Source organism: Rossellomorea aquimaris, assembly GCF_008180865.1.
GTDB classification, from domain to species: Bacteria; Bacillota; Bacilli; order Bacillales; family Bacillaceae_B; genus Rossellomorea; species Rossellomorea yichunensis.
On sequence record NZ_VTEX01000002.1, the window covers coordinates 902,363 to 926,834 of the forward strand.

The 24,472-nt window shown below is 45.1% G+C and carries 19 protein-coding genes and 1 other annotated feature; of the genes, 2 read left to right on the forward strand and 17 right to left on the reverse strand.

What is annotated here, in order from left to right; translation table 11 throughout:
• The first annotated feature begins 47 nt into the window (after positions 1–47).
• Positions 48–281: a hypothetical protein gene (locus FZC88_RS12005; protein WP_148967314.1), complete on the forward strand. Its 234-nt coding sequence runs from the start codon at positions 48–50 to the stop codon at positions 279–281.
• A gap of 834 nt (positions 282–1,115) precedes the next feature.
• On the opposite strand, the gene FZC88_RS12010 is transcribed toward FZC88_RS12005, so the two are convergent.
• Complete coding sequence (locus FZC88_RS12010) at positions 1,116–1,661, reverse strand: GNAT family N-acetyltransferase (RefSeq protein WP_262371839.1); 546 nt, start codon at positions 1,659–1,661, stop codon at positions 1,116–1,118.
• Between the two features lie 627 nt (positions 1,662–2,288).
• On the opposite strand from FZC88_RS12010, the gene FZC88_RS12015 reads away from it, so the two are divergent.
• A complete protein-coding gene (locus tag FZC88_RS12015; RefSeq protein ID WP_148995033.1) occupies positions 2,289–3,899 on the forward strand; it encodes an amidohydrolase in 1,611 nt (536 codons plus the stop codon).
• A gap of 94 nt (positions 3,900–3,993) precedes the next feature.
• On the opposite strand, the gene FZC88_RS12020 is transcribed toward FZC88_RS12015, so the two are convergent.
• The 16 genes from FZC88_RS12020 to ilvE all read right to left on the reverse strand — a co-directional run bounded on the left by FZC88_RS12020 (position 3,994) and on the right by ilvE (position 24,139).
• Positions 3,994–5,127, reverse strand: coding sequence for a DEAD/DEAH box helicase (locus tag FZC88_RS12020; RefSeq protein WP_148995034.1), 1,134 nt, complete (start codon positions 5,125–5,127; stop codon positions 3,994–3,996).
• Between the two features lie 15 nt (positions 5,128–5,142).
• Positions 5,143–6,465, reverse strand: a complete 1,323-nt coding sequence (locus FZC88_RS12025; protein ID WP_148995035.1) for an ATP-binding protein — start codon at positions 6,463–6,465, stop codon at positions 5,143–5,145.
• Between the two features lie 84 nt (positions 6,466–6,549).
• Positions 6,550–7,710 carry a cation:proton antiporter gene (locus tag FZC88_RS12030; RefSeq protein WP_316247233.1) on the reverse strand — a complete coding sequence of 387 codons (1,161 nt, stop codon included), beginning with the start codon at positions 7,708–7,710 and terminating at the stop codon, positions 6,550–6,552.
• A 538-nt stretch (positions 7,711–8,248) separates the two neighbouring features.
• A complete protein-coding gene (gene thrB / locus FZC88_RS12035; protein WP_148967308.1) occupies positions 8,249–9,184 on the reverse strand; it encodes a homoserine kinase in 936 nt (311 codons plus the stop codon).
• Positions 9,181–10,242 (reverse strand): threonine synthase, encoded by a 1,062-nt coding sequence (gene thrC / locus FZC88_RS12040; RefSeq protein WP_148967307.1) that lies wholly within the window; start codon positions 10,240–10,242, stop codon positions 9,181–9,183. Before thrC ends, thrB begins: the two co-directional genes overlap by 4 nt.
• Entirely contained in the window at positions 10,239–11,537 is a 1,299-nt protein-coding gene (locus FZC88_RS12045) for a homoserine dehydrogenase (protein ID WP_148967306.1), read from the reverse strand. The genes thrC and FZC88_RS12045 overlap by 4 nt, the downstream gene beginning before the upstream one ends.
• A gap of 219 nt (positions 11,538–11,756) precedes the next feature.
• Positions 11,757–12,740, reverse strand: a complete 984-nt coding sequence (gene ilvA, locus FZC88_RS12050) for a threonine ammonia-lyase (RefSeq protein WP_262371840.1) — start codon at positions 12,738–12,740, stop codon at positions 11,757–11,759.
• Complete coding sequence (gene leuD / locus FZC88_RS12055; RefSeq protein ID WP_148967305.1) at positions 12,740–13,345, reverse strand: 3-isopropylmalate dehydratase small subunit; 606 nt, start codon at positions 13,343–13,345, stop codon at positions 12,740–12,742. The genes ilvA and leuD overlap by 1 nt, the downstream gene beginning before the upstream one ends.
• Positions 13,346–13,356: 11 nt before the next feature.
• On the reverse strand, positions 13,357–14,772 hold the full coding sequence (leuC, locus tag FZC88_RS12060) for a 3-isopropylmalate dehydratase large subunit (RefSeq protein ID WP_148995036.1): 1,416 nt from the start codon (positions 14,770–14,772) through the stop codon (positions 13,357–13,359).
• 105 nt (positions 14,773–14,877) lie between these two features.
• Entirely contained in the window at positions 14,878–15,990 is a 1,113-nt protein-coding gene (leuB, locus tag FZC88_RS12065; protein WP_148967303.1) for a 3-isopropylmalate dehydrogenase, read from the reverse strand.
• 62 nt (positions 15,991–16,052) lie between these two features.
• A complete protein-coding gene (locus FZC88_RS12070) occupies positions 16,053–17,606 on the reverse strand; it encodes a 2-isopropylmalate synthase (protein WP_148995037.1) in 1,554 nt (517 codons plus the stop codon).
• Positions 17,593–18,624, reverse strand: a complete 1,032-nt coding sequence (gene ilvC, locus FZC88_RS12075; protein ID WP_148967301.1) for a ketol-acid reductoisomerase — start codon at positions 18,622–18,624, stop codon at positions 17,593–17,595. The genes FZC88_RS12070 and ilvC overlap by 14 nt, the downstream gene beginning before the upstream one ends.
• A gap of 61 nt (positions 18,625–18,685) precedes the next feature.
• The gene (gene ilvN, locus FZC88_RS12080; protein ID WP_034761039.1) at positions 18,686–19,210 is read right to left on the reverse strand and encodes an acetolactate synthase small subunit; all 525 of its coding nucleotides are present in this window, start codon (positions 19,208–19,210) and stop codon (positions 18,686–18,688) included.
• A complete protein-coding gene (gene ilvB, locus FZC88_RS12085) occupies positions 19,207–20,928 on the reverse strand; it encodes an acetolactate synthase large subunit (RefSeq protein WP_148995038.1) in 1,722 nt (573 codons plus the stop codon). The genes ilvN and ilvB overlap by 4 nt, the downstream gene beginning before the upstream one ends.
• 368 nt (positions 20,929–21,296) lie before the next feature.
• Positions 21,297–21,556 (reverse strand) — a binding site (T-box leader).
• Positions 21,557–23,224, reverse strand: a complete 1,668-nt coding sequence (gene ilvD, locus FZC88_RS12090) for a dihydroxy-acid dehydratase (RefSeq protein WP_148967299.1) — start codon at positions 23,222–23,224, stop codon at positions 21,557–21,559.
• 15 nt (positions 23,225–23,239) lie between these two features.
• Positions 23,240–24,139: a branched-chain-amino-acid transaminase gene (ilvE, locus tag FZC88_RS12095; protein ID WP_148967298.1), complete on the reverse strand. Its 900-nt coding sequence runs from the start codon at positions 24,137–24,139 to the stop codon at positions 23,240–23,242.
• Between the last annotated feature and the right edge of the window lie 333 nt (positions 24,140–24,472).

Sequence of the window (24,472 nt, forward strand, 5' to 3'; positions counted from 1 at the left end):
GATTAACATATTGAAAGAAAAGGTAATAGAACATTAGGTGATAAAAGATGAATCTAACAAAATGGGGCTTTACCCGCTTCAACAGCATAAAGGCAGAATTCGATCACTTCCCCCACTCCCTTGTCATCCTCAGGAAAATCAGAAACTATTACTTCGTAAATAAAGTTCACTGGTCCCACCTTGATCCCGTGGTGGAGACACATCATCTCGAAGAAATGGAACTGCTTGTGAACCGGGAGCTGGATTTGGAAAAATATTATCTTAATAGAAGATTAGATTAACTCTGTTTTTTGCTCATTTCATATTTTCAAAATGAGCTTTAAGGTTTTTGTTTGTCCAAATTTATAGGCAAAAAAAAATGTAGTTGCACAGAGTGGATTGGAGCGGAAGGCACTTTACTCCTGCGGGAAATAGAGGAAAAGTCGAGACCCCACAGGGCAAAGCCCGAGGAGGCTCGACTTCCTCCCCGCGGAAAGAAAGTGCCTGGAGCGAAAAGGAACGGTCCATGTATAATTGAATCCACTTTTTCAGAAGCTGCTTACTTTTTCGAAAAGAATTTTCAAAAAACAAGAAAGATTGAGATAAAGTAAGATAACCGACTATTTCATCGTTAAAAACAGCCTAAATCGCATTATATTGATTATTCTGAACATTTGCATTAATTTTAGAATTTGTTAATATATAATTAATAAAAGATTTACAAACACAAACTTTAAAGGAAGGCGTGATTCCAATGAAGTAAGTTAGCAAAGCATGTCAGCATCACATCTCGCTTTTGAGATCGGCCCGTGAAAACTGATTTCAAGATGTGTGGATATGCGGGAATGCGCAATCTTATTTCAGGAGATGATTCCAATGAAGAGTGTAAGCGAAGCATGCTAACATCATGGTACGCAAGAAGATAGCCCGTGAAAACTATCTTCGTAACATGTGGGCGTGTGGGAAAATCAGCGGCAAGAGAAAATAAACTAAATAATACATGCAATACCATTAATTCAAAAGAATGTTAAGTATGTGTATTAGTAAGAAAGGATAGTAAAGTTAATTGAATAAGGTTTACTTAAGTTAAGGCGCTGTTTATGTGGTATAGGCATAAGCAGCGTCTTAAGTTTTGCTTAAAACTCTTCTTTTAACAGGGAACAAACAGCAGCATCACAAAAGATACCCTTTTCAAATGCCGCTTTTCTCAATACTCCTTCGAAGATAAACCCTGCTTTTTCAAGACATTTCTTTGAAGCCGTGTTCTCCGGATCATAAAAAGCTTCTATTCGATTAAGGGACATTTCTTCAAACCCGTACTTCAAGGTAGGTCTTAGCACTTCGGACATGACCCCTTGTCTCCAATAGGTTGGATGAACCTCAAATCCCACCTCGGCTTTAAAGTGCTCTTTTTCCCACTGATGAAAACCACAGCTGCCAATGATTTCGTCTGTTTCTTTTAAAGCAATCCCCCATCTGATCCCTTCATTTCCCTGAAATCTCCCGTTCCATCTGTTGATGATCTCAACGGCCTGTTTTTCCTCTTGAAACGACTCTAAATCATAATATCGAGTGACTTCATCTTTTGAAAAATAGTCAAATACTTGGGGAGCATCCCCTTCTTCCATCTGTCTTAAGCGGAATCTTTCTGTTTCAAGCACCGGAAAGGTTCTTGTCAGCATAATCATTCTCCTTTTCTTCTTGTTCTCTTTTACTATTCAACATTGTATTTTTTAATGCCTTCTTGAAAATTGAATTTCTCATAAAATCTAATACTCGTGATAAGAAGCGTTGGTTTGTATTCTTTCCTTATTCTGGTTACAATCGATTTAATAGGCTCTTTTCGCAAAGATTGTTTTTTTAAAACAAGGTCTGCTTGGGCTCTGTCAATCAGTATAGACTGGATGGTGAGGGGAACTACTCCGCTTGCAGCTAGCGTTCGGCCGAGCCTCCTCACCATCTTTAAAAGTTTTTTTCGTGACAGAGCTAAAAGGTCTTAATTACAACCTACTTAGAAGATAGAATTCTTCAATAGGATATTACTTCTACTCACCTAAAAAGAGGTGGTTTGCTAAGTTATTCTTATGAAAAACACGCTTAGAAAGTTGATTGGAGCGGAAGGATGCTCGACTCCTGCGGGAATAGCTGGACAGGTGAGACCCCGGAGGCGTGCCGAGGAGGCTCACCGCCAGCCCCGCGGAAAGCGAGCATCCTGCAGCGGAAATCAACTACTACTTTCTTCCTTTAGATAGCAACAAACTTAGCGAAAAGAGCCATATAATAAGCTGAATTGGATTGGAGAGGCGAGGATGGATCATAAAGCTCATAAAGTCATTGTAAGTAAAGCCATATTTACGGGAAAAGCTTTATCCCCTTTTGATGGGTTCGTGGCTGTTCGGGATGACAGTATTATTGGAGTCGGTCCCCGCTCAGAGATGGTGAGCTTCATAGGACCGTCTACAGAAACATGGGATGTCGGAAACCGCCTGGTGACGGCAGGGTTTCATGACTTCCATCTTCATTTGTTTTTAGGGGCAATGTTCGAGGGATTCTGTAAGCTGACATTCGGCCATTCAGAAGAAGCGACGGCAAAAATGGTTGCTGAGTATGCAAAGAACCATCCAGATGAAGAATGGATCCTTGGATTCGGCTGGCATCACGTACGCTGGCCTGGTCAGGCTCTTCCCTCCCGTCACTCTCTGGATCAGTACATTCCCCACCGCCCCGTTGTGCTTCTGAATGAAGAAGCTCATAGCGCTTGGCTGAATACAGCTGCTCTTCAGAAATTAGGAATTCACCGTGATACACCCGAGCCTCCCTTTGGAAAGATTGAAAAAGACGAGCATGGGGAGCCGACCGGCTTTTTGTATGAGACGGCTGTTCAGTATGTAATTGAAGCTTTTAAGTTTGATGAAAAAGTGAAAACCAGGCTGATGAACGGGATGTTGGCAAAGACTTCATCCTACGGCATAACCTCTGTTTCTGATATGCTCCCTCTTCCCGGATATACTTTGGGGGATCCAGCTTTTTATAGGACCTTTGAGGAAAAAGGAACACTGACGACTAGAATTCATTTTTTGGATGTTTTGGACGGAAACCTTGAGCGTGGTATTCAATTCAGGGAAAAGTATCAATCCGATAAACTTCAATTTTCCGGCTTGAAGCAGTTCCTGGATGGTGTCCCCCTTACCTATACGGGCTTTTTGCTTCAGCCTTACTCTGACCGTCCTTCTGAAACCGGCGGCACGATTTATGATTCGCACGTTTACCAAAAATGGATTGAAGACGCAGACCGGGAAGGTTTCAGGATCCGCCTGCACGCATGTGGAGACGCTGCGGTCCGGTTGGGCCTCGATTTGTATGAGCATGCCCGGAGTGTAAACGGACCACGGGATTCCCGCCATACAATCGAGCATATTGAAGTTTGTGATCCAAGTGACTTCGAGCGGTTTGAGAAATTAGGAGTCATTGCATCCATTCAGCCTGAACACCTGACATCAGGGTCTATGGATACACATGCCTACTTAGACAGGCTTGGTCCGGAAAGGGCTCGATTCACCTGGCCGATTGGATCTTTGCAGAATCATAGTGCCAGTATCGCTTTCGGAACGGACTTTCCGATTGTGGATCTGAATCCCATGCTCGGTCTTTTCCGGGCGGTTACCAGAAAGCATGAGGACGGGACTCCTCAAGGCGGCTGGAATCCTCATGAAAAAATTTCATTAGCAAATGCATTGATACATTATACGAAATCCCCTGCCTACGGAAACTTCAGAGAGCATGATCTAGGAACGATCGAAGTTGGAAAAAAAGCGGATTTAGTCGTCTTGGATCGGAATTTGTTTGATGTGGAAGCAGAGGAAATGCTGGAGACTAGTGTTTGGATGACAATGATGGATGGAAATGTCGTGTATGGATAAGGTTATAATTTTGGAGGGGTAGACATCACCCCCTCCAGTCAAAAAACAGAGGTCCGTCCCTCAAAACCTGGGGACGAACCTCTATTTTTTCATCTTATTTTTGTTCCGGTGCTTGAAGTCCCCCGCCTCGAATGGTTTTTTCTTGGAATGGGAGGTTGAGTTCTTTGCTCAGTTTCTCGAGGAAGCTCAGCTCGCGTTTGGATACGAGACAGATGACGGTTCCTTCCGCTCCCATGCGACCGGTTCTTCCTGAGCGGTGAATGTATTGTTTTGTATCGCTTGGGAAGTCGTAATGGACAACGTGTGTGACGTCTGTGATATCAAGGCCACGTGCTGCAACATCTGTTGTCAGAAGCATGGACACTTTGCCTGAACGGAAGCGGTCCAGTGATTGCTTACGCTCCATCTTGTTTGATTCCCCTGCCAAGACTTCCAGCTCGACTCCCTTATATTTCAGTTTTTCTTCTATTTCAGAGAGCTTCTCCAGTTGATTGAAAAACACAAGTGCTTTGATTCCTTTGAAATATGAAATGCTTCTTAGAGCTTCTATTTTGTCTCTCAGCTCACTGTATACATACACATGATCTACTTTCGGGTTATCGAGATTGGCTTCCATTTTGACGATTTCATGGTTTTGCAATAATGATTCCGCTACGTTCTCGGTTTCGTCTGATAACGTGGCCGAGAAGAATAGAACCTGACGTTCTTTTAAGGTGGCTTTGATGATATCCTTCACTTCACGGATATGTTCTGATGAGATCATTAAATCGAACTCATCGACGACGATGGTTTTCACTTCATGCATCTTCAGTTTTTTCATTTTCATCAGTTCGATCAGGCGACCCGTTGTTCCCACTACAATATGTGGCTTTTTCTTCAGCTTCTCGACTTGCTTTTTAATGTTTGCTCCTCCAATGAAGGCAGCACTCGTAACGTCTGTTCCCTTCGCCCATTTCTGGATTTCCTGGTGGATTTGCATGACAAGCTCTCTTGATGGAGCAAGAATCACAGCTTGAGCCTGTTTTCTTGATGGATCAATGGCTTGGATGATTGGAAGTAGATACGCAAGCGTCTTCCCTGTTCCAGTCGGCGATTCACAAACAACATCTTTCCCTTCCATAATGAGAGGTACTACACGCTCCTGGACAGGAGTTAATGAAGTGAATCCTGATTCTTCCCAGTTTTTTTGAATTGTAGGGGTATTGATAATCGTTGAAATTGAGTTCATGCTATTTGTCCTTTCTTAATCGGCAGAGGCAGCAGGAATCTCTTCATCCACGATTGGCAAGCTGATTTCCACTGCGGTTCCTTTTTCTTTTTCACTTTGAAAGTGTATATGTCCTTTATGTCGTTCAATGATCTTTTGACAGACGGCCAGTCCCAGACCCGTTCCTTTTTCTTTCGTTGAATAGAATGGTTCCCCAAGGTGGTCGATTCTCTCCGGTTCCATGCCTACTCCGTTATCCGCAACGATAACATGGGCGTCATCGCCTCGGGTGACCAATGTAATTGAAACATTTCCATCCTTGTTTTCAGGTATGGATTCAACTGCATTTTTAATAATGTTAATGAACACCTGTTTGAGCTGATTCCCTTCACCAAATACGTACAAAGGCTTTTCCGCCAGATTTTTATATTGAATGGATACATTATCAAGATGAGCCTGTGCTTCCATCAGTACCAAAACTTGTTTCAGAATATCATCCAGTTTTTCGCGACGCAGGTCGAACTCCTGCTGTTTACCCAGTATCAGCATCTCCCCTGAGATCAAGTCTATCCGATCGACTTCAGAGAGCATGATATCCAAATGATCATGGTTGATTCGATTGCTGATTTGCATAAGCTGGATGAACCCTTTAAGAGATGTAAGGGGATTGCGGATTTCATGTGCAACAGCCGCAGCCAGCTGTCCAATGACAGAAAGCTTTTCGGATGCTATCACCATTTCTTCATTTTCCCGGAGAAGGGTGATATCCCTTGCAATGGCAAACATCCCCGTCACTTTTCGATTCACAATAATCGGTACAAGTGAACAACGCAGTATTTTCCGGTTGTTATTGGCTAAATGTATGGTCGTTTCAAAGGTTGACGCCCAGCCTTTAAAGGTTTGGTAAAAGTAATCCCTTACTCTTTTCATCTCAGCTTCATCCAAAAATTCACTGAATTTCACTTCTTTCAACTCTTCATGAGTTGATTCCAGCAACCCTTCAGCTTCAGAGTTCACAAATACCACATTGCCATCCAGGCTAAGCTCTAAGACTGCATCCGTATTTTGTTCGAAAAGAGAGTGGTAATGCTGATTCCTTATTTGAAGCTGCCTCTCTTTCTTCTTCAACTTTTCATTCGAGATTATTAATTCACTGGTTCTCCGATACACCAAGAAAAAAATGATCATACCTGTTACAAGTGTAAATAGCCAGCCTTTATAGCGCTGAAAATAAATATACATGCTGAGCTTTTCATGAGCGATGATCATGGAAAAATAGTCGGATAAAATAATCCACAGGATGCCTAATAATACGTAGGTGACGGAAATTTTCAAGGCAATGTCTTTTGCTTGTTTCATCGTTGAGGGTTCACCTAAATTCAAAATAGTCTTTCTCCTATGGTTTCTCAGTTCTTACCAATTTATCATAAATTCTTTGAAGACTTATTTTCCTTTCAAGAAGAAAGTCGTCAAAGGGTAAATTCCAATGCTTTGTATGATGAGAGAAAACAGTATGACTCCAAATGTCAAGGAGTGGAGCAGCTGAGGACCTTGTCCATCTATACTTAATAATAAGGCAACAGACATGGTTCCTTTAATACCGGACCAAGTTAATATGAATACTTCCTTCCATCCGTACTTTTTTCTCCAAGTTTTTCTCACTTTGACAACACCAATAATAATAACATAGCGAACCACCAAGGAGAGAATAAATAGGAAGAAGATCCACCCGATTAATGAGAAAGACAAATACTGTGTGGCCTGGATCCCTATTAATAGGAATAAAAAGGTTAGAATGGTCGGTTCCATGACGGTCCAGAAACCATTCAGATCCCTTCTAAAATGATGTTCCTTAATAGTTCTTCCGTATTCATACGAAAGCATGATCCCTGAGAATACAGTAGCCAGTACGCCTGAGACACCAAGCTCTTCCCCTATATAAAAGCTTCCATAAGCAAGAATGATGCTAAGCATGATCTGGTATCTGGAATCAGTTGTGAAGTGGATGGCTTTACTCGCCAGCCAACCGAGCGACACACCAATGGCAATCCCTCCTAAGGAAACCAATAGAAATTCCAAAAGAAATGAAGGCACTGAAATGGACTCTTCGCCAAAGTAGACTCCTGCGACAACCGTAAAGAGCACGATGCTTGTGCCATCATTGATCATTGACTCCCCTTCTACAACATCTGCTATGTCCTGATGACTGGAAGATTCCTTTAAGATAGATACAACAGAAACAGGATCCGTAGGCGTCAGAATCGTTGCGATTAATAACGCCTCTATAAATGAAATGGAAAGCCATGGATGCAAACCGTAATAAAAAAGCAGGCTCATCAGAAGGGTCGTAATGATAATTCCCACTGTACTAAGGATAGAAATGATTCCAACATGCTTTTTTAAGGCTTTTGTTGAAAATTGATAGGCAGAAATAAATAATAAGGATGGCAGAAACCATTCAAAGATAATATCTTTCGTTAAGTTGACGTCAGAAAAAGCAGGTACGTACGACAACCCTATTCCAAACAGAAGTAAAACTACAGGAACAGGTACATTCTTTTTCTTTTTATCAATGGTAAAAACACTATAGCCAATTATAAGCAAAAACAGAATTTGGATTGGATCGATGATTCACACCTCCATACTAGGGTTCATACCTTTTTTATTCCACTGAACATCCTTTCTTTAAACACACCCTACCTTCTTCCTATTTTTTCAAAATTGCGTTTATTTTTCATGTAAGAGGAAAAAAGAGAAGCAATGATAGTGAAAGCAGGTGATGCTACATGTTAAGCACGATGTATGGTAGCAAAACATTCAGTAAAAGTGGTACGATTACCCTCCCCCACAAATGGCGAGAACAGTTTGGACTAATCCCAGGAAGACTTGCAGAACTCATCTACCAAAACAACTGTATATATATTAAGCTGCGGTCAAGGACTCTACTCATAACAAGCGCTACGTCTCAGAAAAAGGAACCGTCCATATCCCAAAAGAACTCCGGGAAGAAATGGGCATGACCCATCAATCACCCTACTACCTGATCGTAAATGAAACAGAAAATTGTTTTATGATTTCAAGAGAAAAATAACCATAAGAACCTGGATTCCCCCCACCAAACAAGGTCCGTCCCTCGCATGTTTCAAAGCGACGAGGGACGGACCTTTGGTTGTTCGATGGTGATGCTGCTTCCCGACGGGGAGATGGATAATTTGCGGACGTTCATGCTCGGGAAGGACTGTTCCAGCTGCCGTGCGAGCCATTCACTTGCTTCCCGTTCCACAAAGCAGGCAATCGTCGGCCCGGCACCACTTAAGGCGACACCGAATGCCCCGAAACGGCCCGCTACCTCTTCTACTGCATCGTAGTGAGGAAGCAGCTTTCTTCGGTGGGGCTGATGATACCTGTCTCGCTTCATCATTTTCCCAACCGTTTCCCAATCCCCCGTTAGAAATGCAGCCACAAGTACGTTTGAAATTGCTCCGGCTTCCACGGATTCTTCAAAGGAAAGACTGTCAGGGAGTACATTTCTGGAATCCGATGTTTTCAGTTCAGCTTTTGGAATCACGCATACCACATCAATAGGAAGATCAGGAACCGATATAAGACTTACACCCTTATCATGCTGACAGCTGACTACAAACCCACCATATAATGAAGCACCCACGTTATCGGGATGACCTTCAAATCGATTTGCAAGTGCCAGTTTCTTTTCTTGTGACAGATTCAACTCACATAGGGCATTGGCAAGCTCAATGCCCGCCACAACCGCTGCTGCGCTTGAGCCTAACCCTCTCGTTAACGGAATGTCACTGGATACGTAGAGGTGACAAGGAGAAGGCTTCTTACCGTAGTCATCCGCCACCTCTTTCACGACCTCAACTATAAAATGTGTCTCATCAGTCGGAAAGACCTCCAGGGCAGAAGAAAGGGGAATCACTTGCCAATCTTCTGCTTCGTGTACCTCAACGGTTAAAAATACATTTAACGCCAAGCCCAGAGAATCGAATCCAGCTCCTAAATTGGCTGTGCTTCCTGGGACAATGATTTTCCAGGAGCGGGGGGCACGTCTTTTCATACGCCAATGGTCCCTTTAATATAGTCCTTCACCATTTCACGATCGTTTGGCAACTTCACTGGAGTGACCGGACTGCATTCCATGGCCGTAACCGGATCCTTTAAGCCATTACCTGTCAGCACCGCCACTACCTTCGAACCTTTTTCGATCAAGCCTTTATCTAATGATTTCTTTATTCCCGCAATTGATGCACATGAAGCGGGCTCGGCAAATATCCCTTCTTTACTTGCAAGCAGCTGATAGGCCTCAAGAATTTCTTCATCTGTTACTTCATCAATATGTCCGTTTGATTCCTTCAACGCGTCGATTGCTAATGTCCAGCTTGCCGGGTTCCCGATTCGGATTGCAGTGGCAATCGTTTCAGGCTGAGGAAACACCCTGTCATGGACCAGGGCTGCTGCTCCCGATGCTTCAAAGCCAAACATTCGTGGTAAAGTTGATGCTTTGAGATTGTGGTATTCTTTGAATCCTTTCCAGTATGCCGAAATATTCCCTGCATTACCGACAGGGATTGCAAGCACATCAGGAGCCTCACCCAACCCTTCGATGACTTCAAAAGCTGCTGTTTTCTGCCCTTCCAATCGATATGGATTCACTGAATTCACAAGAGTGACAGATTCGGTTTTACTCAACTCACGGACGATTTCGAGGGCTTCATCAAAATTTCCTTCGATGGAAATGATTTCGGCACCATACATGACAGCTTGAGCTAATTTCCCTTGAGCAATTTTCCCCTCTGGGATGACCACGATACATTTGATTCCTGCCCTCGCTGCATAGGCTGCTGCTGAAGCAGAGGTATTTCCCGTAGAGGCGCAAATGACCGTCGAACTTCCTGATTCCACTGCTTTGGCAACGGCGAGAACCATTCCGCGATCTTTAAAGGATCCGGTAGGGTTTGCTCCCTCAACCTTTACATTCAACTCGATGCCCCATTCCCTGGACAGCGTTTTTAATTCAACCAAGGGAGTATTCCCTTCATTTAACGTTAAGAGAGGAGTGTCATCATTTAATGGAAGATGCTCCCGATATTGCTCCAGTAACCCTTTCCATCTCATCCTTTGTCTCCTCCTTCTACACGGTATGAACTTTCAATCGAATGAACTCCTTCATAATCCTTCAGCTCCATCAAAATGTCTTCGTAATGATCAAGAGATGCTTTATGAGTCACAAGGACAATTTCAGCAAACTCATCACTGTCTAACGGATTCTGCAGGATCTTCTCGAAACTGACACCGTGATGCGAGAAGATGGAGGTGAGTTTTGCTAAGACACCTACTTCATCCTGAACGTGAAGGCGCAAGAAATATTTTGAATGAATTTCATTCCGTTCTTTTAACTTTTTAGGGAATTGCGGGTTCACCGCACTCTTACCCGTGACTCCCAATCTCATATTCTTCATGATTCCTACCATATCTGATACGACGGCTGTGGCAGTAGGAAGACTTCCTGCCCCCGGACCGTAAAACATCGTTTCACCGACCGCTTCCCCATATACGTACACAGCGTTATATTCATCATGAACGGATGCGAGTGGATGTTCATTTTGCAGCAGAGTGGGCTCCACGCTCACTTCTACACTCTCTCCTTCACGATGAGCGTAGCCGATAAGCTTCATTGTGTAGCCAAATTGCTCGGCATATTGGATATCATCACCCGTCACTTCCGTAATACCTTTCACCTTCACATCGGCTAAATCGACGTTCATGGAAAACCCTAACGTTGAAAGAATCGCCATCTTTCTCGCTGCATCCAATCCGCCTACATCTGCCGTCGGATCCGCTTCTGCATAGCCTAAGTCCTGGGCTTCCTTGAGAACATCATCAAAGGTCCGTCCCTCTTTCGTCATCTTCGTCAAGATAAAGTTCGTTGTTCCGTTGACGATTCCCATCATTTTCGTGATGCGATCGGAGGCGAGGCCATCTACTAAACTTCTTAAAATAGGGATTCCTCCTGCGACGCTTGCTTCGTAGAATAGGTCACAGCCGTTTTCTGATGCTGCCCTTAGTAACTCCGGTCCGTGAAGGGCCATGAGATCCTTATTTGCCGTTACGACATGCTTCTTCTGGTGCAGTGCATGGAGGAGATGTTCCTTCGTCGCTTCGATTCCTCCCATTACCTCGACCACAATATCAATTTCAGGATCAAACAGGACTTCCTCAGGATTTAAGGTCAGTATGCTGTTTTCCATTTCCAGTCCTCTATCTTTCTCTAAATCCTGAACAAGGGCTTTCTTTACCTTCACAGGGCAGCCGATTTGATGGGACAGTTTATCCTGATGATTCTCTACAATCTTCACCACTCCGGCTCCCACCGTTCCGAGTCCTAAAAGTCCGATTGAAATTGATTCCATAAGCCGAAAACCTCCATTTGTATATTTCTCGTGTACATTTGTTCTTGTATAGTGGACATTATAGTAGAAAAAATTACCTATTACAATAGGTATTTACGTATTTTTAGAATGTAAGAGCTTTCATCACTCATAGATTGGAAGAATTATTTTATAAAACTCCACCACTTATAAATAGAGGACCGCTCCTAACTAACAATGTAGTTAAGAGCCGCCCTTCTTTTACACAATATGGTGCAGCTGTCTGGCCATTTTGGATAGATCCCTATACACAGGGATCTTGCTTGGATCGGCATTTCCTCCACTGATGACACAGCCGACTTTCTTTCCTTGTACCTTGACCTTTTGGCACATGGCTGCCGCTAAGGATGCTGCTCCAGCTCCTTCAACCAGCGTTTTTTCCCGTTGAAGCATGAACATGATGCTATAGGAGATTTCTTCATCCGTGACAGTGACCATATCGTCTACATACTCCCGGATGATCGGAAACGTGAGCTCTCCAGGCTTCTTGACGAGGATCCCGTCAGCAATCGTGTGTACATGCTCCAGGGATCCTTTGTTTCTTCCTGTAAAAAAGTTATAGGTAGCCGGTGCTCCCAGTGCCTGTACGCCGACGATTTTCACTCGGGGGTTAAAGGCTTTTACTGCCAGTGCCATCCCGGCCAACAGACCTCCTCCGCCAACAGGTACCAGGATCATGTCTAAATCACTGAGTTGCTGAAGCATTTCCAGTGCGACTGTCCCTTGCCCAGCCATCACTTTATGATCATCAAATGCATGAACATACGTCGAGCCATTTCTGATTTTCTCTTCAAGTGCTGCACCGTAGGCTTCCTGATAGGTGTCTCCAGTCAGGACAATTTCAGCTCCGTAATGTTTCGTTGCCGCAATTTTTGTGGAAGGTGTTCGTTTCGGCATGAAGATTTTCGACGGAACTCCGCGCAGGGATGAAGCCAGTGCCACACCTTGGGCATGATTCCCTGCAGATGCGGCAATGATGCCTCTACCCGCTTCTTCTTCAGACAATGACATGATTTTATTCATTGCGCCTCTTACTTTGAAGGAACCTGTTCGCTGCAGGTTCTCCATTTTCAAATAGATCTCTCCACCCGTGAACGTATTCAGCGTCGATGATTGCTTTAACGGTGTTCGATGCACCTGATGACTGATTCTTTCCATTGCCTCTACAACTTCAGTGTTATCCATTAAATTCCCAAGCCACTCACCTCATAATTTTTTTCATATTCTTCAATATCTTTTCCGTAATGCAAAGTTAAATCGATCTCATCCAGCCCTTTCAAAAGCATCGTTTTCCAGTAGGGATCAATTTCAAAGGAGACACGAAGTCCTTCCGAGTCACAAATCGTCTGATGCTCAAGGGACACTTCCATTTTATATAAATCTACATGACTCTCATTTCTTAACAGAGCATCCACTGTTTTTTCATCCAGCTGAATGGGCAGGATCCCATTCTTCAAACAGTTGTTATAAAAAATATCTGCAAAGCTTTTGGCGATGATTACTTTAAACCCATAGTCCTGAAGGGCCCACGGAGCGTGCTCCCTAGAAGATCCGCACCCAAAATTCTTTCCACCGAGGAGAACCTCGGCGTCTTGATATTGTGGTGTGTCTAATAAGAAATCGTCTCTTAGGGACTTCCCATCGTCTTCAAACCGCCAATGATAAAACAAGTATTGACCAAAGCCTTTACGCTCAATTCGCTTTAAAAACTGTTTTGGTATGATTTGATCCGTGTCCACATTGTCTCTTCTTAGAGGAAATACTTTTCCTTCAACATGATTGATTGCCACCTTTTCACCTCCTATGAAGCCGGCATTTTTTCAAGTTTTCGTACATCTGTCAGTTTTCCGGTCACGGCAGCCGCAGCGGCCATAGATGGGCTGAGGAGATGGGTTCTTGATCCGTTTCCTTGCCGGCCTTCAAAGTTTCTGTTGGAAGTGGATGCACAGCGTTTGCCTGGGGGCACGATATCATCATTCATGGCAAGGCACATGCTGCAGCCTGCTTCCCTCCACTGGAATCCGGCTTCTTTAAAAATGGTATCCAGGCCTTGTTCCTCAGCCTCTTTCTTCACTTTAAACGAGCCCGGAACAACCAAAGCGATTACGCCCTGCTTTACAGTATGACCTTTCACCACCTCAGCAGCTGCCCTCAAGTCACTCAAGCGCGAATTCGTACAAGAGCCAATAAACACATAATCAACCGCTATGTCCTCAATTCTCATTCCCGCCTCGAGCCCCATATAATGGATCGCCCTTTCAACCCCTTCTCTTTCAGATGGATCTGCGTACTGTTCCGGATGAGGGACGGACCTTGAAATCGATGCGCCCATCCCTGGATTGGTTCCCCATGTTACATGAGGCTCAATTCCTTCACCTTTCACCTCGATTTTGTGATCGTAAGCGGCGTCCTCATCACTCGTCAATGATCTCCACTCTTCTTTACATTGTTCATATGATTTATGCTTCGGCAGATACTCCCGACCTTCTAAATAAGCGAAGGTCGTCTCATCGGGACTGATTAATCCCGCTTTGGCTCCTGCCTCAATGCTCATATTACAGACCGTCATTCTTTCTTCCATGGATAGATTGCGGATCACGTCACCGGTGAATTCGATGACATATCCGGTTCCAAATCCCACTCCATAGGTAGAAATGATATTCAGGATCACATCTTTTGCCGTAACACCGAATCCCAGCTCTCCCGATACTTCGACTTGAAGGGTTTTCGGCTTCGATTGCCAGAGGGTTTGAGTGGCTAAAACATGCTCCACTTCACTAGTACCTATCCCGAAAGCCAGAGCTCCGAAAGCTCCGTGGGTAGAGGTGTGACTGTCTCCACATACAATGGTTTTCCCCGGCTGTGTCAATCCGAGCTCTGGACCGATGACATGGACAATCCCTTGATCAGGATGATGGATATCGGCAAGAGTGACACCGAATTCCTCACAATTTTTCTTCAACGTATCCATTTGCAGTCGAGCGATTTCATCTCTGATGATGTGACGCTCTCTTGTCGGTACATTATGATCCATCGTCGCATAGGTTAAATCCGGTCTCCGCACCTCTCGATTCTTTAAGCGCAGCCCTTCAAATGCCTGGGGAGACGTAACTTCATGTACAAGGTGCAAATCTATATACAGTAAATCCGGCTTTCCCTTTTCTCTGTGCACGATATGTTTTTCCCATATCTTTTCGATGATATTTTTCCCTGCCATGAACTCCCTCCTGGTTTGGTAAGATTTTTATCCAGTTAAGACTCTATTGTTAAAATTGATTGAGTAGTGGTTGATTTCCACTGGCACTTTCCAATCAAATCTATCTTATAAATAAGCCGCCAGAATCGAAGACAGCGCATGATCCGCTTCTAAGCGTTCTACAACCAGCTGGCTCATGGCACCTGTCCCAACTACGGTTCCGCGCCCCATCGTCCAAAGATCTCCTGTACGGTAGCCTGCGTTCAGGACTTCCTGAACGGCCATTTCGATCATTTCAGCCTCTTCTTTTAAGCCGAAGGAATGTCTGAGCATCATGGCAACCGATAGAATCATAGCCAGTGGATTGGCTTTTCCTTTTCCGGCGATATCGGGTGCAGAGCCGTGTACCGGTTCGTAAAGACCGAAGGAGTCTCCTCTTAAACTAGCGGAAGGCAGCATTCCCAGTGAGCCTGTGATCATGGAGGCTTCGTCACTCAGGATATCCCCGAACATATTCTCAGTCACCAGTACATCGAATTGCTTCGGCTGATACATCAGCTTCATGGCAGCGACATCGACCAGCATATGTTCCACTTCCACATCCGGGTAATCAGCCGCCACTTCATTCACGACTTCGCGCCACATTCGACTTGTTTCCAAAACATTTGCCTTGTCAACGGACGTTAATTTTTTCTTGCGTTTTTGAGCCAGTTTGAAGGCTTTATGAACGATCCGTTCGATTTCACTTTTTTCATATACAAGGGTATCAACTGCTACTTCGTCTCTCTTCCCTTGACGACCGGATGGCTGACCGAAGTACAATCCTCCAGTCAGTTCCCTGACAATCACCAAATCTACTTCTTCTACAATCTCCCGTTTAAGCGGGGATGCACCAAGTAAACTTTCAAATGCTTTCACCGGTCTCAGATTCGCGAATAGCCCGAACTCTTTGCGGATCGCCAGGAGACCTTTTTCAGGACGAAGCTCTTTCGGAAGATGCTCCCACTTTGGACCTCCTACAGCTCCTAATAATACAGCGTCACTATCTTTACAAAGCTTGATCGTTTCAGGAGGTAATGGTGTACCGAAGCGATCGACGGCAGCCCCGCCGATGTGACCTTTCTCGACTTCGAATTCATGACCGAACCAATCACCCACTGCCTTCAGTACTTCTAATGCCCCGTCCATGATCTCTTGACCGATACCGTCTCCTGGTAGTACAGCGATTTTTTTCTTCATTAGAATTACCTCCTGTTTTGGTTGGTTTTATGGGAGAGCCTTGATTAACAAGGCCCCCTGTCTTACAAGCTGGCTTCCACTGCTTCCTTCTCCATGGAATGTGACTTCCGTTGTGCTGATCGATTCACTGCATTAAGGTAAGCTCGAGCTGATGCTTCTAATACATCCTGGGCAGTTCCGCGTCCGCTTGTCTTTTCTCCGTTATATTCGAGTCGGACATAAACTTCTGCAAGGGCATCACGGCCCCCTCCTACTGAGTTGATCTTGTAATCTAATAATCTAGAAGGACTTGGCAGGATTTTTTCGATTGTATTGTAGATGGCTTCTACACTTCCTGAACCCGTTGAAGCGAGCCGGGTTACACTTCCGTCCTCGAACTTCAATTCGATCGTGGCCGTCGGGATATTGTCCATGCCATATTGGACCTGCATTCTTTCTAATGTAAAGCCGACAGCATCGGCCATTTCCGTTTGTTTATTCGTCAGGATGCTGAAGAGATCTTCATCGACGATTTCCTTCTTCTTATCCGCCAGATCCTTGAATGCATGAAATGCTTCATTAAGCTTCTCTTCTGAAAGTTCAAATCCTAATTCAACCACTTTATTTTTAAAGGCGTGACGTCCTGAGTGTTTTCCCAGTACCAGGCGGGTGGCATTCACTCCGATCAGTTCAGGGGTGATGATTTCGTAGGTTGTTTTTTCCTTCAGCATTCCGTCTTGGTGGATACCTGATTCATGAGCGAAAGCATTATCACCTACAACCGCTTTGTTAGCCGGTACTCTCATCCCCGTCAGCTTACTGACAAGAGAGCTTGTTTTCTTGATTTCATCGAGCTTCAGACGGGTAGTGGCTCCGTAAAAATCTTCACGGATTCTAAGTGCCACTGCGATCTCTTCCAGAGCTGCATTCCCGGCACGTTCGCCGATTCCATTGATCGTTCCTTCAATTTGATCGGCTCCGTTTTCAATGGCAGCCAGTGAATTGGCTGTCGCCATTCCCAGATCATCATGACAATGAGCCGATAGCTTTACTCCATCGATATTTGGAACATTTTCTCTTACGTACCGAAACAATTCACCGTATTTATGAGGGGTGATATATCCTACCGTGTCAGGAAGGTTAATGACTGAAGCCCCTGCTGCAATGACTTTCTCCATGATTTTCACTAAAAAATTGAGATCAGATCGGCACGCATCTTCTGCCGACCACTGAACCACCGGGAAAAATTTCTTCGCATACTGAACGGCCTGGACCGCTGTATCGATGACCTGATCCGGTGTCATCTTCAGCTTATGAGTCATGTGAATGGGAGAGGTGGCCAGGAACACATGCAACCTTGGTTCGGCCGTCCCTTTAAGCGATTCCCATACCGCATCAATGTCCCGCTGTTGAGCACGAGCCAGCCCTGTAACAGAGCTGTTCTTGATTGTGGAACCGATCCGCTGCACGGCATCGAAGTCTCCTTTTGAAGCTGCAGGAAACCCTGCTTCAATGACGTCCACCCCAAGCCTTTCCAGCTGTCTCGCCACTTCAATCTTTTCAATCGTATTAAGATTTACACCCGCTGACTGTTCACCGTCCCGTAGAGTTGTGTCAAAGATCTCAATGGTTCGCACTCGCAACCACTTCCTTTTCTTTAGTAGAAGGTTTCTGAACAAATGGCATCATTTTACGAAGCTCTCTTCCAACGACTTCAATCGGGTGCTGACTTTCACGCTGATTGATGGCGTTGAATTCCGGACGGTTCGCCTGGTTCTCCAGAATCCATCCCTTCGCAAATTTTCCTGTTTGGATATCCGTTAATACTTCCTTCATGCGGGCTTTCGTTTCTTCGTTCACCACCCGTGGTCCTGAAACGAAGTCTCCCCATTGAGCGGTGTCTGAGATCGAGAAGCGCATTCCTTCCAATCCTTGTTCATACATCAGGTCGACAATCAGTTTCAATTCGTGTAAACATTCGAAATAGGCGACTTCTTTCTGATAACCTGCCTCAACCAGCGTTTCGAATCCTGCTTTCACAAGGGATGTCACTCCTCCACACAGGACTGCTTGTTCCCCGAACAGATCGGTTTCCGTTTCTTCCTGGAAGGATGTTTCCAGGATTCCTGCGCGTCCTGCCCCTACACCTTTTGCATACGCTAGCGCCAGTTCACCGGCTTGACCTGTAGCATCTTGATAAACCCCAAAGAGTGCGGGCACTCCGGCTCCTTCTTCAAAGGTTCTTCTTACCAGATGTCCCGGTCCTTTCGGTGCTACCAGGAAAACATCTACATCTTCCGGAGGAACGACTTGATGGAAATGGATATTGAATCCGTGTGCAAATGCCAGTGCTTTCCCTGCAGACAATGCCGGTTTGATTTCTGCCTCATATACTTTCGGCTGATGCTCATCAGGCAGGAGAACCATGATGACGTCCGCCTGTTCACTTGCTTCACGGACTGAGTAGACATCGAATCCGTCTTTTTCAGCCTGGTCCCACGACTTCCCTTTTCGTAATCCCACTACAACATCAAATCCGCTTTCCTTCAGGTTTTGAGCATGTGCGTGACCCTGTGAACCATAACCGACAACCGCTACCTTCTTCCCTTTTAAAACCTCTTCATTCACGTCTCCGTTATAATATACCTTTACCATTTCCCTCATCCTTTCCATTTTTTGAATAATAAGTTTTTTCAAAGTGTGAATCCAACAGCTTTTAATTCACGATTGAATATTGTTTTAAATCCGTCACCGACTTACCATTACCCCTTGCGAATGCCGTGATGCCTGTTCGGGCGATTTCTTTGATTCCGTAAGGTCTTAACAAATCGATGATGGCTTCTATCTTGGAGGTTTCCCCGGTTACCTGGACGGTTACGCTGTCCCTTGCCACATCAATGATGGCGGCTCTGAATGGTTCTACGATCCCATTGATTTCGGATCGTGTCTGTCCTGTACTCAACACCTTGATGAGCGCCAGTTCCCTTGCAACGACTCCTTGATCAGTGATATCGGATACCTTGAGGACATCGATTTGTTTATGGAGCTGTTTTAACAGTTGCTCGATTTTGCGATCGTCTTCTACATTGACAACGAAGGTCATCCTCGAAATCCCCTCGGTTTCTGTGTATCCAACAGAAATGCTTTCAATGTTGAACTGACGTTTAGTAAACAATCCGGTCACCCGATTCAAGACACCGCTCCGGTTATGAACGAGAGCCGTTACAATCCTTTTCCTCATGGTTTCACTCCTAACATTTCATGTAATCCTTTTCCTGGAGCCACCATCGGGTAGACATTTTCCTTTGGATTCACCCAGCAATCGATGAGCACTGGTTCATCACTCGTTAAGGCTTCTTTTAAAACAGAGTCCACTTCTTCCTGGGTTTTCACCCGATATCCTTTGATTCCGTATGATTCAGCCAGCTTCACAAAATCAGGCTGGGTGGAGAAAACCGATTGGGAGTACCTTTCTTCAAAGAATGTCTCCTGCCACTGCCTTACCATTCCGAGAGTACCGTTATTTAGAAGCACCACCTTAACAGGAAGGTTCAACTCTTTTAGCAGAACCAGCTCTTGAAGAGTCATCTGGAATCCGCCATCGCCTACAAAGGCAACCACTGTACTGTCTGAATTCGCTAACTGAGCCCCTATCGCTGCAGGAAATCCGAATCCCATCGTGCCAAGTCCTCCGGAAGTTACCCAATTATTCGGCTTTTTAAAGGAGTAATACTGTGCCGCCCACATTTGATGCTGTCCCACGTCTGTTGTAACAACCGCTTCCCCGTTGGTCATTTCATACACCTGTTCGATGAGGCGTTGAGGTGACAGAACATCGTGGGCCTGGTTATACCAGAAAGGATATTCCCTTTTATATGACTTAAGATGATGATGCCAGGCATCGAAATCAGGTTTCTCTTCTTCATGTTGAAGAAGTTTTTCCAGTGCCTGTTTGGCATCGGCTACGATCGGGATCTGCGTTTTGACGTTCTTTCCGATCTCCGCCGGATCGATGTCGATATGGACCACCTTGGCCCTTGGTGCAAAGGTAGCGAGATTCCCGGTCAACCTGTCGTCAAATCGGGCACCGATATTGATGAGCAAGTCACATTCGTGGAGCGCCATATTGCTTGCATAACATCCATGCATCCCCGCCATTCCGAGAAATAACGGGTGATCTGCCGGAAATCCACCTAAACCTAAGAGGGTGTGAATCACCGGGATGTCATATTGTTCTGCGAAAACCTTCAGTTCCTCCGTTGCTTTTCCGTGAAGAACTCCTGCCCCGGCTAAGATGACCGGCTGCCTGGATACCTTTATGGCTTCCACCAGTTTCTTGATTTGAAGCGGATTGGGATAGAAGTTAGGCTGATACCCCGGTAAGTCCATTTCCACATCGTGTACCGGATAAGCTTGCTGTAAGGTCAAATCTTTCGGAATGTCGACAAGTACCGGCCCTGGCCTGCCAGTTGATGCGATATGAAAGGCTTCCTTCACGATCCTCGGTAAATCTTTAATATCACGCACCTGATAATTATGCTTGGTGATCGGCATCGTAATCCCTACTACGTCCGCTTCCTGGAAAGCATCGGTTCCGATGACCCCTGAAGCCACCTGCCCGGTAAAAATAACAAGAGGCAGTGAGTCCATCATGGCATCGGCAATCCCTGTCACTAAATTCGTCGCTCCCGGTCCTGACGTGGCAATGACCACACCCGGTCTCCCCGATACACGGGCATACCCTTCTGCCGCATGGATGGCGCCTTGCTCATGACGAGCGAGAACGTGCTTGATCGGGGCTTTGTATAGAGCATCGTAAATCGGCAAGACCGCTCCTCCAGGGTACCCAAACAGAATCTCAACCTTTTCCTCCTTCAAAGCTTTCATGAGCATATCAGCACCGTTGACGTTTTCTGTTAGTGTCTGTGAAGCCGGTTCTGCCTCTACCTTCGCTCTCATTGCCTATCTCCTCCTTTTATTAAAAGCGCAGGCGGCTTGGTCAGGCCCGACAAGCATAAGGCAAGATCGCTGAAAAGGCGCTCTTTGCCTTTTTGGCGAGATTGACTTATGACCTCGAGGGACTAGCCGCCGGAGCTGGATATATTAAATGCGCAGGCGGCTTGGTCAGAGGCGACAAGCATAAAGCGAACATGCCGGAAAGGCGCTCTTTGCCTTTCTGGTATGTTTGATTTATGACCTCGAGCCTCTAGCCGCCGGAGCTGGATATATTCAAAGCACAGGCGGTGAACCACCTGAGCCTTTGCTTTATTCATCCACTTTCCCAAACAAAAAAGACCTTTCCACCCACTACGACAGAGTTCATCTTTCGCAGGGGCGAAAAGGTCTTCATCCTTTCCACGGTACCACCCTAATTCAGAGACAACGGATATCATCTCCCTTTGCAGGCTGATCGGTTTCACCAGCCTTTGTTTTTGTAACGAGTATCATCTACTCGATCGTTCCTACTTTTAGAGGTTCAGAACGATACTCAGAGGGGATGTCGGTATTGGATGTATTACTGGTTTGCAGCACCACCAGCTCTCTGAAAATACGATTTCCAATCCTTTTACCTCTTCAACGCTTTTCTCTATTCCGTTTTCAAAATTCCACCTGTACTGGCTGACGTGACAAGTTTGGCATATCGTGCTAAATAACCTTTTCTGATCTTTGGAGGTGGCTGTACCCACTCCTTTTGCCTGAACTGAAGTTCTGATTCTGAAACCATGAGGGAGATCGTTCGATTCGTGAGATCAATGAAGATGGGATCTCCATTTTCAACCACACCGATCGGTCCTCCTTCAGCCGCTTCCGGTGAGACATGACCGATTGAAATGCCCCGGGATGCTCCTGAAAATCGTCCATCTGTCATGAGTGCTACTTTTTTTTCAAGTCCACGGCCTGCAATGGCTGCAGTCGGTGCCAGCATCTCCGGCATTCCCGGACCACCTTTTGGCCCTTCATATCGAATGACCACGACATGACCTTCTTTTACTTCTCCACTTTCGATTCCGGCAAGGGCATCATCCTGAGATTCGTATACAATCGCTTCCCCCATGAATGTTTTAATGGATGGGTCGACTGCACCGACTTTAATGACTCCCCCGTTTGGAGCGATATTTCCAAAGAGGACGGATAATCCTCCGACTGGACTGTGGGCATTTTCCCTGCGACGAATGACGTCGTCATTTTGAATATGAGCATCCTTCACATTTTCATATAGTGACTTTCCTGTAACCGTAATGCGATCTTTGTGTACAGCTTCCATTTCACATAGCTCTTTAATGATGGCGCTGACCCCGCCTGCATTGTGAACATCCTGCATGGAGTAATCAGATGCCGGGCTTATCTTAGATAAATACGGTACTCGTTCTGCCACTTTATTGATTCGGTTGATGTCATAATCGATTTCCGCTTCATTGGCAATCGCCAGTGTGTGGAGGACGGTATTGGTTGAACCTCCCATGGCCATGTCTAAAGCGAATGCATCATCGATGGTGTCTTTTGTTATGATGTCTCTTGGTTTAATATCCTTCTTTACCATTTCCACCAGATATTTGGCTGCATCCTTGATTAACTGATGCCGTTCTTCCGATGTAGCAACAATGGTGCCATTTCCCGGAGGAGCCATTCCAAGCATTTCCATCAGGGAATTCATGGAGTTCGCTGTGAACATTCCTGAGCATGATCCGCATGTGGGACATGCATTGGCTTCAATGTCGAGAAGCTGTTCTGCCGTCATCCTTCCTGACTGATGGGCGCCTACTCCTTCGAAAACGGATACGAGTGATAATGGCTTCCCGTCGCTGGAAACCCCCGCTTCCATCGGGCCTCCTGATACAAAGACGGAAGGGACGTTTGTTCGGACAGCTGACATGAGCATTCCCGGTGTGATCTTGTCACAGTTCGGAATGTAGAACACTCCGTCGAACCAGTGAGCGTTGATGACGGTTTCTGCTGAGTCGGCAATCAGTTCCCGGCTCGGCAATGAGTACCTCATCCCGATATGTCCCATGGCGATTCCATCATCCACACCGATTGTGTTGAATTCGAATGGAATTCCGCCGGCTTCCCGGATCGCTTCTTTCACTACCTGGGCAAATCCGTTTAAATGCATATGACCGGGAATGATGTCGATATAAGAATTGCACACCCCGATAAATGGTTTTTCCATGTCTTCGAGCTTGACTCCCGTAGCATATAGTAGGCTGCGGTGGGGAGCCCGGTCGATTCCTTTCTTGATCATGTCACTTCGCACGTCATCACCTCCAACTTAGCCAACTTGAGCATTCTGTTTGTAAACTTTTCTTCCATCCTGCGTGACAGTGTTTCTGAACTCCTGCAATAATTGGGTTGTATACTTTCCAGGTTTTCCTTCACCGATTACACGGCCATCAACCTTTACAACGGCAATTACTTCTGCGGCTGTCCCTGTTAAGAACACTTCATCCGCTGTATACACATCATGACGGGTGAAGACTTCTTCCTTCATCTCGAATCCTAATTTACCGGCGATCTCGATGATGGCATTACGGGTGATCCCTTCAAGGGCCCCTACATATCCGGGAGGCGTAAGGATCTTTCCTTTTTTGACAATGAAGATATTGTCTGCGGATCCCTCTGCTACATATCCTTGATCGTTTAACATCAATGCTTCACTTACACCTGCAAGGTTCGCTTCGATTTTTACTAGAATGTTATTTAAGTAGTTTAAGGATTTAACCTTTGGCGAAAGAACATCTGCACGATTTCGGCGGCTGGCCACCGTAACGATATCAATGCCCGTTTCGTATAAGCTTTTAGGGAATAGGGCTAATTGTTCTGCAATGACAATGATTTGTGGCTTCCTACAAGTAAATGGATCCAATCCGAGGTTTCCAACACCTCTAGAAATGACCACTCGTATGTAGGCATTCTCGAGTTGATTCTTTTTCAATGTATCTACGATAATGTCGCTCATCTCTTCTTTAGTGACTTCGATATGCAACATGATGGATTTTGCAGAATCATAAAGGCGATCAACATGCTCTTCCAGACGGAACACGTTCCCATCATACATTCGAATCCCTTCGAACACTCCATCTCCATATAGAAAACCATGGTCGTACACAGATACAACTGCGTCTTCCTTTTTTACAAATTGTCCGTCTAAGTAGATCCACTGTTCGTTCATGTTAATCATTCCTTTCCCGGTTGAAATTTATTTGATTATTCAGAAATTTATCGTTGCAACGAAAGTCCGTTGACTTGGAGCACATTCGAACAGCCTGCTTGATTCGGTATTCCTGCTGTTTACTGCTGGCTCAGATTTTTTTATTGAGGACAATATTACTCCCGTTTCCCGGTAAGGTCAACAGGCTTTTTGTAAATTATTTGACTATTTAGATTAATCTGATTATAAGTAAACGCTTACATCTTTGTCCTTATAGAGTTTGTCGGGAGAAAAAAATATTTTAGATTTTTTTAATTATTAGGGTGAATGACGCTTCAGATCCCATGAGGAGCC